Source organism: Thioclava arctica (assembly GCF_040892615.1).
Taxonomy (GTDB): domain Bacteria; phylum Pseudomonadota; class Alphaproteobacteria; order Rhodobacterales; family Rhodobacteraceae; genus Thioclava; species Thioclava arctica.
The window spans coordinates 92,879-104,959 of record NZ_JBFRYC010000005.1 but is presented as its reverse complement, the minus strand read 5'-3'; the positions used below and the strand labels follow the sequence as shown (position 1 = coordinate 104,959).

10 protein-coding genes are annotated in these 12,081 nt (G+C 60.6%); 9 read left to right on the top strand and 1 reads right to left on the bottom strand.

Annotated features, from left to right (window positions below):
* Positions 1-263: 263 nt before the first annotated feature.
* The gene (mdh, locus tag AB4874_RS10245; protein ID WP_295535130.1) at positions 264-1,226 is read left to right on the top strand and encodes a malate dehydrogenase; all 963 of its coding nucleotides are present in this window, start codon (positions 264-266) and stop codon (positions 1,224-1,226) included.
* 51 nt (positions 1,227-1,277) lie between these two features.
* On the opposite strand, the gene AB4874_RS10240 is transcribed toward mdh, so the two are convergent.
* Positions 1,278-2,339, bottom strand: a complete 1,062-nt coding sequence (locus tag AB4874_RS10240) for a glycosyltransferase family protein (RefSeq protein WP_368391914.1) — start codon at positions 2,337-2,339, stop codon at positions 1,278-1,280.
* Positions 2,340-2,583: 244 nt separating this feature from the next.
* On the opposite strand from AB4874_RS10240, the gene sucC reads away from it, so the two are divergent.
* The 8 genes from sucC to lpdA all read left to right on the top strand — a co-directional run bounded on the left by sucC (position 2,584) and on the right by lpdA (position 12,026).
* Positions 2,584-3,777, top strand: a complete 1,194-nt coding sequence (sucC, locus tag AB4874_RS10235) for an ADP-forming succinate--CoA ligase subunit beta (RefSeq protein WP_295535135.1) — start codon at positions 2,584-2,586, stop codon at positions 3,775-3,777.
* Between the two features lie 4 nt (positions 3,778-3,781).
* Positions 3,782-4,666, top strand: a complete 885-nt coding sequence (gene sucD, locus AB4874_RS10230; protein WP_295535139.1) for a succinate--CoA ligase subunit alpha — start codon at positions 3,782-3,784, stop codon at positions 4,664-4,666.
* Between the two features lie 55 nt (positions 4,667-4,721).
* Entirely contained in the window at positions 4,722-5,141 is a 420-nt protein-coding gene (locus AB4874_RS10225; protein ID WP_368391913.1) for a hypothetical protein, read from the top strand.
* A 49-nt stretch (positions 5,142-5,190) separates the two neighbouring features.
* Positions 5,191-5,586: a hypothetical protein gene (locus AB4874_RS10220; protein WP_368391912.1), complete on the top strand. Its 396-nt coding sequence runs from the start codon at positions 5,191-5,193 to the stop codon at positions 5,584-5,586.
* Between the two features lie 27 nt (positions 5,587-5,613).
* Entirely contained in the window at positions 5,614-8,565 is a 2,952-nt protein-coding gene (locus AB4874_RS10215; protein ID WP_295535147.1) for a 2-oxoglutarate dehydrogenase E1 component, read from the top strand.
* Between the two features lie 3 nt (positions 8,566-8,568).
* A complete protein-coding gene (gene odhB, locus AB4874_RS10210; protein WP_368391911.1) occupies positions 8,569-10,083 on the top strand; it encodes a 2-oxoglutarate dehydrogenase complex dihydrolipoyllysine-residue succinyltransferase in 1,515 nt (504 codons plus the stop codon).
* Between the two features lie 107 nt (positions 10,084-10,190).
* Entirely contained in the window at positions 10,191-10,586 is a 396-nt protein-coding gene (locus AB4874_RS10205) for an MAPEG family protein (protein WP_368391910.1), read from the top strand.
* A gap of 51 nt (positions 10,587-10,637) precedes the next feature.
* Complete coding sequence (gene lpdA / locus AB4874_RS10200) at positions 10,638-12,026, top strand: dihydrolipoyl dehydrogenase (RefSeq protein WP_295535154.1); 1,389 nt, start codon at positions 10,638-10,640, stop codon at positions 12,024-12,026.
* Positions 12,027-12,081: the final 55 nt, after the last annotated feature.

The window sequence follows — 12,081 nt, the reverse complement described above, 5'->3', positions numbered from 1 at the left end:
CATTGCGCCCAAACCTTGCTAGAATCGCCGCCCCTGTGCGCGCCCACAGTGCATGCCACGCAGTTAACCGTTTGGAAACCGTGCGCTTCGCAAAGGTAATGTGCATACGTCCGCCAAACCGCAAGCCCCCGCTATTTTTGCATACAATCGCATACATCCCAGCCCCGGAGGCGATGCCGCGCCGCAGAACCCTTGCCCTCGGGCTGGCAAAGCGCTAGGTGAACGGCGTCATATTTTCCCAATCCATCCACTCGGAGGACCAAATGGCCAGACCTAAAATCGCGCTTATCGGCGCAGGCCAGATCGGCGGCACGCTCGCCCATCTCGCAGCCATCAAGGAACTCGGTGACGTCGTTCTGTTCGACATCGCCGAAGGCACACCGCAGGGCAAAGCGCTCGACATCGCGGAATCCGGTCCTGCTGAGGGCTTCGACGCCTCGCTCAAGGGCACGACCGATTACGCTGATATCGCGGGCGCAGATGTGTGCATCGTGACTGCTGGCGTGCCGCGCAAGCCGGGCATGAGCCGCGATGACCTGCTGGGCATCAACCTCAAGGTGATGAAATCGGTCGGCGAAGGCATTGGGGCACATGCGCCCAACGCATTTGTGATCTGCATCACCAACCCGCTGGACGCGATGGTCTGGGCGCTGCAGCAATTCTCGGGCCTGCCGAAAGAGAAAGTCGTCGGCATGGCTGGCGTGCTCGATTCGGCGCGGTTCCGCCACTTCCTGAGCCTCGAATTCGGCGTCTCGATGCGCGATGTCACCGCATTCGTTCTTGGCGGTCACGGCGATACGATGGTGCCGCTGGCACGCTACTCGACCGTCGGTGGCGTCCCGCTGCCCGACCTGATCGAGATGGGCTGGACCACGCAAGAAAAGCTCGACGCGATCATCCAGCGCACCCGTGACGGTGGCGCCGAGATCGTTGGCCTGCTGAAAACCGGCTCGGCCTTCTACGCGCCCGCCACTTCGGCAATCGAGATGGCAGAAGCCTATCTCAAAGATCAAAAGCGCGTTCTGCCCTGCGCCGCCTATGTCAAAGGCGCGCTCGGCCTTGACGGCATGTATGTCGGCGTGCCGACCGTGATCGGCGCCGCTGGCATCGAGAAGATCATCGACATCAAGCTCAACAAAGACGAGCAGGCGATGTTTGACAAATCGGTAGGCGCCGTCAAAGGCTTGGTCGAGGCTTGCAAAGCGATCGACGGTTCGCTGGTCTGATCGATACCTGACTGTTTCGACATTAGGGCGCGCCGGATGGTGCGCCCTTTTTCATGCGCTCATCAAGGGCGCCGGATCAAAGCCGAGCATGTCATGCAACCGCGCAATCAGATCTGCCTCATGCGCGATCAACGCGCGGTCAAACGCGGCGGGGCTAAGATCGACCTTGCTGCCAAACAGCGCGTCAACCTCGGCGGCGATCGGCACATCGGGGCGCGTCAGCAACCCATGTTCTTCAAGTTCCACAGCCTCATAATCACGCAGGCCCTGCACCTGCCACCACAGATCGCGAAGCCCCTCGGGGTCGTCGGCGAAATCCGATGCGGCGGCAAACTGCGCCGTGCGCGGGGCGACATAGGGCACGGGTTGCCCCTGCACCTTCGTGGTGGCACGTCGCAGCATCTTGAGAATGTAATGCAGCGGCGTCAGCCCATCGAAATGCAGCAGGCGGGCGTTATAGCTGGGGCGATAGGGCAGATCGTTGACCTTGCTATCCCAATGCGACAGCGGGAAATGCACGCCAATTGCATAGCCATGCCCCGAGCGCACAATCGGCTTGCCCGCGATATGCCCGCCCACACCCCTGTTTAAAAATCGCTTGCGCGTGCCGTAAAACAGCAGGCCCTCTTTTTCGAACCCATCCCATTTGCGCCGAAATGCGCCCTCGAAAATTGTCGCCCCCGGTCCCTCGTCAAGATAGCAGCGCTCATCGACCTCAAAGCGAATCCAGGCTTTTTGCGGGCCGGTTTTTTCCAGCTCCCACTCCAAGGGGCGCTCAACGCGGACATATTCATCGGCATCGCAATGCACGAGCCAATCCAGCTTGGTCTCATTGAGAATACGGGTCGCGTTGTATTTCTGGCGCCCCTGATGGCGCGCGGGGCGTTTCTTGCGCCATCCCTGTTGCCAACCATCCTCGCCACTCTGATGCACATGCGCGCCCGCGACATCGGCCAAAAGCGTCTCGGCCTCGGCATTGGGGCGGTCCAGAAAGACATGCACTTCGCGCGCGCCCGCTGCCAGGTGATGGGCCACGAACGCCGCGACAAGTGGCGCAGGTTCGTCCACGGTGGAAACCACGCCCCAACTGGGCATTTGCGGGTCTTGCGTCATACGGCCGTCATACTCCGTTCGATAGATACGCGCGCAGGTGACTCGATTTTGACGAGTCGCGCCAGTGCAAGCAGGTCACAGCCGACAAATTTGCTTTTGTGATCACACCCTGATGGCGCGTGATCACAAAAGCAAGATTTTCACACGACTCTGAGCAAAGACAACCGATTTAGGTTTTTTAAACGGCGCAAACGCCCTAGAAGCCCTGCCAATCGCACCAGCAACCAGCATGGGGTATCTGAGGATGAACATCCACGAGTATCAGGCCAAACAGCTTCTCAAGAGCTATGGCGCACCGGTCTCTGACGGCCGCGTTGTGCTTCGGGCCGAAGACGCCAAAACCGCCGCCGGAGAGCTTGACGGCCCGCTTTGGGTCGTGAAGGCGCAAATCCACGCCGGCGGACGTGGCAAAGGCCATTTCAAAGAGCCCGAAGCGGGCGAAAAAGGCGGCGTGCGCCTTGCGAAATCGGTCGAAGAGGCCGAAACGCTGGCCAAGCAGATGCTTGGCAAAACACTGGTGACGCACCAGACTGGCCCGGCGGGCAAGCAGGTCAACCGTATCTATATCGAAGACGGTTCGGACATCACGCGCGAGCTGTATCTTGCACTTCTCGTGGATCGCGTGTCCTCGCGCGTTTCGATCGTGTCCTCGACCGAAGGCGGCATGGACATCGAAGAAGTCGCAGCCTCCACCCCGGAAAAAATCCTGAGCTTCTCGATTGATCCCGCCACGGGTTATCAAGCGTTCCACGGCCGTCGCGTCGCGTTCTCGCTGGGTCTGCAAGGTGTGCAGGTCAAGCAGATGGTCGCGCTGTTGGGCAATCTCTACAAAGCCTTCATCGAGAAAGACATGGAGCAGCTTGAGATCAACCCGCTGATCGTGATGACCGACGGCAATCTCAAAGTTCTCGACGCGAAAGTCGGCTTTGACGGCAACGCGATGTATCGCCAGCCCGATATCGCCAATCTGCGCGACGAAAGCGAAGAAGATTCCAAAGAGCTTGAAGCGTCGAAATACGACCTGAACTACATCGCGCTTGACGGTGAGATCGGCTGCATGGTGAACGGCGCAGGTCTGGCGATGGCCACGATGGACATCATCAAACTTTACGGCGCGGAACCGGCCAACTTCTTGGATGTCGGCGGTGGCGCGACCAAGGAAAAAGTGACCGAAGCGTTCAAAATCATCACCTCGGACAAGAACGTCAAAGGCATTCTCGTCAACATCTTCGGCGGCATCATGCGCTGCGACATCATCGCCGAGGGCGTAATTGCCGCGGTGAAAGAGGTCGGTCTGCAAGTGCCGCTCGTTGTGCGCCTTGAAGGCACCAACGTGGAACTCGGCAAAGACATCATCAAGAACTCCGGTTTGAACGTGATCGCGGCCGACAACCTGTCGGACGGTGCCGAGAAAATCGTCAAAGCGGTGAAAGGTTAATCCCATGGCAGTCCTCGTTAACGAAAACACCAAAGTCATCTGCCAGGGCTTCACCGGCTCGCAGGGCACGTTCCACTCGGAACAGGCGATTGCCTATGGCACGAAAATGGTTGGCGGCGTGACGCCGGGCAAAGGTGGTCAAGACCATCTCGGCCTGCCGGTCTTCAACTCGGTCCACGAAGCGAAAGCCAAGACCGAAGCCAACGCGACCGTGATCTACGTGCCGCCGCCCTTCGCAGCGGATTCCATCCTTGAGGCGATCGACGCCGAGATGGAGCTGATCGTGTGCATCACCGAGGGTATCCCGGTGCTCGACATGATGAAGGTCAAGCGCGCGCTGATCGATTCCAAATCGCGCCTGATCGGCCCGAACTGCCCCGGTGTCATCACGCCCGACGCCTGCAAGATCGGCATCATGCCCGGCCACATCCACAAGCGTGGCTCGGTCGGTGTTGTCTCGCGCTCGGGCACGCTGACCTATGAAGCTGTGAAACAGACCACCGATATGGGTCTGGGCCAGTCCACCGCAGTGGGCATCGGCGGCGACCCGATCAAAGGGACCGAGCATATCGACGTGCTCAACATGTTCCTCGATGATCCGGAAACCACCTCGATGATCATGATCGGTGAAATCGGCGGTTCGGCCGAAGAAGAAGCCGCCGAATTCCTCGCCGAGCAGCGCAAAAAAGGCCGCTGGAAACCCACCGCGGGCTTCATCGCGGGCCGTACGGCTCCTCCCGGCCGTCGCATGGGCCATGCCGGTGCGATCGTCGCAGGCGGCAAAGGCGATGCCGAATCCAAGATCGAAGCGATGAAATCGGCCGGTATCGTGGTTGCTGACAGCCCCGCGACGCTGGGCGAAGCGGTCATGAAGGCGATCAAAGGCTAAGGCCAATCGCGCCGCGCCTTTCGGGGCGCGGCGCGGCGAAACGGAGGGCGACCCGATGCTGCTGCACACAGCCATGCGCGCGCGCCACCCCTTTGCGGGGCTGGTGTTTTGCGCGCTGCTTGCGGGATGTGTAACGCAGCGCGACCCCTCAGTCGGGCCGGGCGGCGATCTGGCACCGGCGCGCGCAAGCTCCTCCAATCTCCCGCTTGGTCCGGCTGTCCCGGTTGATGACCGCTCACATGCGATGTTTCAGGCGCTGACCGGGATCAATGGCGACGCGGTCGCAAGCGTTCAAATTGGCACACCACTAAGTTACGTCTGGTTCGATGGGGCCGCCGCAAACCCGCAACGGGTCGCTGAGGCACCGGTTCGGATGTGCACCGCGCGTGGAAGCCTCGTGAAAAGCACCTATATCACACAGCCTAAGGACAATACGCCCGGGGTTAAGGTTTTGGTTATAGAGTGTCTGACATGAAGTTGCTTTCAAAGCCAAGGGTCGCTTCCACCACCACAGGAGCCATCGCATGACGAAACCGTTTTTCCTGCCCGTCACCGTCATTTCCGGCGCCTCTTTAGCAGCAGGATGCACCGCACCGGGTCATCGCGACCGCGCCTTTGACGCTTATGCTGCGCCTTCGGCCGTCTCGCCTGAAGACTATGTCAGCCACTATGCGATCCAGTCGGGCAAAGATGTCGTGCGCCCCTCAACTGCCGCAACCGATACCAACCTGATCAATGCCCCCACACGGCTGCGCGTGGCCGCGACAAACCCCGCAACGGGACAAAGCGCGATGATCACAAACCGACCTTTGACGCTGGGCGAGCGCGAGCGCATCAGCGCAGATAAATGCCGCTCTGTCGGCAAGATACTCGTTTCAACACGGCATGTCGGCACTTCGACTATCGCTGACTGCCGCTGATCCATCTTACCCTCCGAGGTTACAAAAATGACCGAACAATCCCCTAATGATCAGTTCAACGCCTCACAATTTCTGCAAGGCGCCAACGCGGAATATGTCGAGCAGCTTTATGCGCGCTTCGCCGAAGACCCGTCTTCTGTGGACACGGCTTGGGCTGCGTTTTTTGCCTCGCTGGGTGATCCCGAGCAAGACGTCAAGAAATCGGCCGCCGGTGCAAGCTGGGAGCGCAGCGATTGGCCGCCGGTCTCGTCAGACGATCTGACGGCGGCACTCACGGGCGAATGGCCCGCGACCGAGGGCAAGGCCGTTGCCGAGAAGATCAAGAAAAAAGCCGCTGATGCGGGCGTTGCCATTGATGAGGGCGCGATCAAACGCGCCGTGCTGGATTCGATCCGCGCGCTGATGATCATCCGCGCGTTCCGGATCCGGGGGCACCTTGCCGCTGATCTTGACCCGCTGGGGATGCGCGAAGAATTGCCCCATCCCGAACTGGACCCGAAAAGCTACGGCTTTACCGATGCCGATATGGATCGCCCGATCTTCATCGACAACGTTCTGGGGCTGGAAGTCGCCTCGATGCGTCAGATCATGGATCTTGTGAAACGCACCTATTGCGGCACCTTCGCGCTGCAATACATGCATATTTCCGACCCCGTGCAATCGTCCTGGCTCAAAGAGCGGATCGAGGGTTACGGCAAGGAAATCACCTTTACCAAGACCGGACGCCGCGCGATCCTCAACAAGCTGGTTGAGGCTGAGGGGTTCGAGAAATTCCTGCACGTCAAATACATGGGCACCAAGCGTTTCGGCCTTGATGGCGGCGAGGCGCTGATCCCCGCGATGGAGCAGATCATCAAACGCGGCGGTCAGTTGGGCCTGCAAGAGGTCGTGATCGGCATGCCCCACCGGGGCCGTCTGTCGGTGCTGGCCAATGTGCTGAGCAAACCGTTCCGCGCGATCTTCCACGAATTCCAAGGCGGCTCGTTCAAGCCCGAAGACGTGGATGGCTCGGGCGATGTGAAATATCACCTCGGCGCTTCGGCGGATCGTGAGTTTGACGGCAACAAGGTTCACCTGTCGCTGACCGCCAACCCCAGCCACCTTGAGGCCGTGAACCCGGTCGCCTTGGGCAAAGTGCGCGCCAAGCAGGACCAGCTGAACGATCAGGCCGACCGCACCAAGGTGATGTCGATCTTGCTGCATGGCGATGCGGCCTTTGCCGGTCAGGGTGTGGTTGCGGAATGTTTCCAGCTTTCGGGCATTCGCGGTCACCGCACAGGCGGCACGATCCACCTTGTCGTGAACAACCAGATCGGCTTTACCACCGCGCCGCACTTCTCGCGCACCTCGCCCTATCCGACCGATCTGGCCCTGATGGTCGAGGCCCCGATCTTCCACGTCAACGGCGATGACCCCGAGGCCGTGGTGCACGCCGCACGCGTCGCCATCGAGTTCCGCCAGAAATTCCACAAAGACGTGGTGATCGACATCTTCTGCTACCGCCGCTTTGGTCACAACGAAGGCGACGAGCCGATGTTCACCAACCCGGTGATGTACAAGGCGATCAAGACCCACAAGACCACCTTGCAGCTTTATACCGAACGTCTGATCGCAGACGGGCTGATGCCCGAAGGCGAGATCGAGGATATGAAAGCCGCGTTCCAAGCCCATCTCAACGAAGAATTCGAGGCCGGGAAGGTGTTCAAACCGAACAAGGCCGACTGGCTCGACGGTCGCTGGTCCGGCTTTGAGCAGGAAAAAAGCGAGTATGAACCCGGCTCAACCGCGATTTCTCCCGATACATTCGCTGACGTCGGCAAAGCATTGGTCACGCCGCCCGACGGGTTTGCGCTGCACAAGACCGTTGCGCGCCTGCTGGAAAACAAAAAGCAGATGTTTGAAACGGGCACCGGCTTTGACTGGGCCACTGCCGAGGCCTTGGCGTTCGGCTCGCTCGTCACTGAAGGGGTGCCGGTGCGCCTGTCAGGGCAGGACGCCACGCGCGGCACCTTCTCGCAGCGCCATTCGGCCTTTGTCAGCCAGACCGACGAGGACCGCTATTACCCGCTGAACCACATCCGCGAGGGCCAAGCCCGGTTCGAGGTCATCGACTCGATGCTTTCGGAATACGCGGTGCTAGGTTTCGAATATGGCTACTCGCTGGCTGAACCCAGCACGCTGACCCTGTGGGAGGCGCAATTCGGTGACTTCGCCAATGGCGCGCAGATCATGTTCGACCAGTTCATCAACTCGGGCGAGCGCAAATGGCTGCGCATGTCGGGGCTCGTCTGCCTGCTGCCGCACGGCTTTGAGGGTCAAGGCCCCGAGCACAGCTCGGCCCGTCTTGAGCGTTACCTGCAGAACTCGGCGGAAGATAACTGGATCGTGGCGAACTGCTCGACCCCGGCGAACTACTTCCACATTCTGCGCCGCCAAATCCATCGCGACTTCCGCAAGCCGCTGATCCTGATGACGCCGAAATCGCTGCTGCGTCACCCGAAATGCGTCTCCAAAGCCGATGAATTCACCACCGGCTCCACGTTCCACCGCGTATTGTGGGATGATGCGGAAATGGGCAATTCGGATCTCAAGCTGAAATCCGACGACAAGATCAAGCGCGTCGTGATCTCCTCGGGCAAGGTCTATTATGACCTGCTCGCTCAGCGTGATGAACGCGGCCTTGATGATGTCTACCTGCTGCGTCTCGAACAGTTCTACCCGTTCCCCGCGCAGGCGATGACCAAGGAACTCACCCGGTTCAAGAATGCCCAGATCGTCTGGTGTCAGGAAGAGCCGAAAAACCAAGGCGCGTGGAGCTTTGTCGAGCCCTATATCGAATGGGTTCTCGCCAAGATCGACGCCAAACATGCCCGTGCGCGCTATGCCGGTCGCGGTGCCTCGGCCTCGCCCGCAACGGGTCTGGCGAGCCGCCACAAAGCCGAGCAGGAAGCGCTCGTCAACGATGCATTGGAGGGTTGATTGATGTCCACTGAAGTCCGCGTCCCGACGCTTGGAGAAAGCGTCACAGAGGCCACCGTCGCCACCTGGTTCAAGAAGCCGGGCGATCCGGTCGCCGCCGATGAGATGCTGTGCGAATTGGAAACCGATAAGGTGACCGTCGAGGTGCCCGCGCCCGCCGCTGGCACTTTGGGCGAGATCGTCGCCGCCGAGGGTGAAACCGTTGGTGTCGACGCCTTGCTGGCAACAATCGAAGCCGCCGGGGCTGGCACCGCCGCTCCGAAACAACAAGATAAACCGGCGGAGAAGCCCGCTGCAGCCCAATCGAATGAGGGAAAAATGGTCGACGTAATGGTGCCCAGCCTTGGTGAATCTGTCACTGAGGCCACAGTTTCGACGTGGTTCAAAAAGGTTGGCGATGTGGTCGCGGCCGATGAGATGCTCTGCGAGCTGGAAACCGATAAGGTCTCCGTCGAAGTGCCCGCCCCTGCGGCTGGTGTGTTGCAGGAAATCGTCGCCGAAGAAGGCGCGACCGTGGATGCCTCCGCCAAACTGGCCGTGATCGCCGAGGGCGCAAGCGCCGGTGCAGCACCTGCCGCTCCCGCCGCGAAATCCGACGCCCCCGCCACGGGTGGCAAGGATGTCGAAGACGCCCCTTCGGCCAAAAAACTGATGGCTGAAAAGAACATCGACCCGTCCTCGGTTCAGGGCTCGGGCAAAGATGGCCGGATCATGAAGGAAGACGTGACCAAGGCCGCATCGGCCCCCAAAGCGGCCTCTGTTTCGGTCGCCCCTGCCCCCGCCGCCACCCCGCGCGGCCCGATCAACGCCGATGACGGCGCACGCGAAGAACGGGTGAAAATGACCCGCCTGCGCGCCACCATCGCCAAGCGCCTGAAAGACAGCCAGAACACCGCCGCGATGCTAACCACCTATAACGAGGTGGACATGTCGGGCGTCATGGACCTGCGTAACGAGTACAAGGACCTGTTCCTGAAAAAGCACGGCGTGAAACTGGGCTTCATGTCCTTCTTCGTCAAAGCCTGCTGCCATGCGCTGAAAGAAGTCCCCGAGGTCAATGCCGAGATCGACGGCAACGAAGTGGTCTACAAGAACTACGTCCATATGGGCGTGGCGGTCGGCACGCCGTCGGGTCTCGTGGTGCCGGTGGTGCGCGATGCCGATAAGATGGGCTTTGCCTCGATCGAGAAAACCATCGCCGAAATGGGCACCCGTGCGCGTGACGGCAAACTCTCGATGGCCGACATGCAGGGCGGCTCGTTCACCATCTCGAACGGTGGCGTTTACGGCTCGCTGATGTCCTCGCCGATCCTCAACCCGCCGCAATCGGGTATCCTCGGCATGCACAAGATTCAGGACCGCCCGATGGTCGTGAACGGTGAAATCGTGATCCGCCCGATGATGTATCTCGCACTCAGCTACGATCACCGCATCGTCGACGGCAAAGGCGCCGTGACCTTCCTCGTGCGTGTCAAAGAAGCACTCGAAGACCCGCGCCGGTTGCTGATGGATCTGTGATCCCTCTGGAAGGTGCCGCCCTCAGCCCTTCCTCTTGATCGAAATATCCCCGGGGGGTCCGGGGGGCAGGCAGCCCCCCGGTCCGCCCTCTCAACCGGGAGCGACCCATGACCCCCGAACTCACCACCCTTGCACTCGCAATTCTGCTGCATATGGCCCTGATGGCTGCCTATTCAGTGAAGGCCAATCGCGAGCTGGGCCCGAAATACCCGCTCTCTCCGCGTGATGCTGCGCCGCCCAAGCCACTTTCGCCCGGCTGCGCGCGGATGCAGCGTTCGGTGAACAATTCCTTTGAAAGTCTGATCCTGTTTGCGCCCGTCGCGCTGATGGTGGGGCTGACGGGGCAATCCACCGAGGCCACGGCCACGTTTTCCGCGATCTTCCTGATCGCGCGCCTGCTGTATATCCCGGCCTATGTGGCGGGACTGGTGCCTTGGCGCTCGCTGATCTGGGGCGTTGGATTTTTCGCAACTCTGGCGCTGGCGATTGCCGCGCTGATCTGAACACCGGCGCGCCCTTTGTGCGCCCTCGAATGAACCGTAAGGAGCAAGAAAATGGCTGATTATGATGTGATCGTTATCGGCGCTGGCCCGGGCGGCTATGTCTGCGCCATCCGCTGCGCCCAGTTGGGGCTGAAAACCGCTGTGGTCGAAGGCCGTGAGACGCTGGGTGGCACCTGCCTGAATGTCGGCTGTATCCCCTCCAAGGCGCTTTTGCACGCCACCCACCAGCTGCACGAAGCCGAGCATAACTTCGCCAAGATGGGCCTGAAGGGCAAATCCCCTTCGGTCGACTGGAAACAGATGCAGGCCTATAAGCAAGACGTGATTGACGGCAACACCAAGGGCATCGAGTTCCTGTTCAAGAAGAACAAAGTCGACTGGCTCAAGGGGTGGGGCTCGATCCCCGAGGCGGGCAAGGTCAAGGTCGGCGATGAGGTTCACACCGCCAAATCCATCGTGGTTGCGACCGGCTCCGAGCCCTCCTCGCTGCCCGGTATCGAGATCGACGAGAAGACCGTTGTGACCTCGACTGGCGCGCTGTCGCTTGGCAAGATCCCGAAATCGATGGTCGTGATCGGCGCAGGCGTGATCGGGCTTGAGATGGGTTCGGTCTATGCGCGTCTGGGCGCCGAGGTGACGGTGGTCGAATATCTCGACGCGATCACGCCCGGCATGGATGGTGAAGTGGCGCGCTCCTTCCAAAAGATCCTGACCAAGCAGGGGCTGAAATTCGTCCTTGGCGCGGCGGTTCAGGCTGTGGATGTAAAGAACGGCAAGGCCACGGTGAAATACCAGCTGCGCAAGGATGATAGCCAAGCCACGATCGACGCAGAGACCGTACTTGTCGCCACCGGGCGCAAACCCTACACGGATGGTTTGGGTCTTGAGGGTGCGGGCGTCGAACTGCTGCCGCGCGGTCAGATCAAGATCGACGATCATTGGAAAACCTCGATCCCCGGCATCTACGCCATCGGCGATGCGGTTGTTGGCCCGATGCTGGCCCACAAGGCCGAAGACGAGGGCATGGCTGTCGCCGAGGTCATCGCAGGCAAGCATGGCCATGTGAATTACGCCGTGATCCCCGGCGTGATCTACACCACCCCCGAGGTCGCCTCCGTGGGCCTGACCGAAGAGGCGCTCAAGCAAGAGGGGCGCGCCTATAAGGTCGGCAAGTTCTCGTTCATGGGCAATGCGCGCGCCAAGGCAGTGTTTCAGGGCGAAGGCTTTGTAAAGCTGATCGCTGACAAGGAAACCGACCGCGTGCTCGGCTGCCACATCATCGGCCCCGGCGCGGGCGATTTGATCCACGAGATCTGCGTCGCGATGGAATTCGGCGCCTCGGCACAGGATGTAGCGCTGACCTGCCACGCCCACCCGACCTTCTCGGAAGCCGTGCGCGAGGCCGCGCTGGCCTGCGGCGACGGCGCGATTCACGCGTAAGCAGCACGGCTCCAGCGATGACAAAGGGCGGCCCAGTGGCCGCCCTTTTTTTATT

Coding starts and splice junctions, on each gene's coding strand:
- AB4874_RS10215 (WP_295535147.1), top strand. CDS start 5,614: ATGACCGAACAATCCCCTAATGATCAGTTCAACGCCTCACAATTTCTG.
- sucD (WP_295535139.1), top strand. CDS start 3,782: ATGGCAGTCCTCGTTAACGAAAACACCAAAGTCATCTGCCAGGGCTTC.
- sucC (WP_295535135.1), top strand. CDS start 2,584: ATGAACATCCACGAGTATCAGGCCAAACAGCTTCTCAAGAGCTATGGC.
- AB4874_RS10225 (WP_368391913.1), top strand. CDS start 4,722: ATGCTGCTGCACACAGCCATGCGCGCGCGCCACCCCTTTGCGGGGCTG.
- AB4874_RS10205 (WP_368391910.1), top strand. CDS start 10,191: ATGACCCCCGAACTCACCACCCTTGCACTCGCAATTCTGCTGCATATG.
- odhB (WP_368391911.1), top strand. CDS start 8,569: ATGTCCACTGAAGTCCGCGTCCCGACGCTTGGAGAAAGCGTCACAGAG.
- mdh (WP_295535130.1), top strand. CDS start 264: ATGGCCAGACCTAAAATCGCGCTTATCGGCGCAGGCCAGATCGGCGGC.
- AB4874_RS10240 (WP_368391914.1), bottom strand. CDS start 2,339: ATGACGCAAGACCCGCAAATGCCCAGTTGGGGCGTGGTTTCCACCGTG.
- lpdA (WP_295535154.1), top strand. CDS start 10,638: ATGGCTGATTATGATGTGATCGTTATCGGCGCTGGCCCGGGCGGCTAT.
- AB4874_RS10220 (WP_368391912.1), top strand. CDS start 5,191: ATGACGAAACCGTTTTTCCTGCCCGTCACCGTCATTTCCGGCGCCTCT.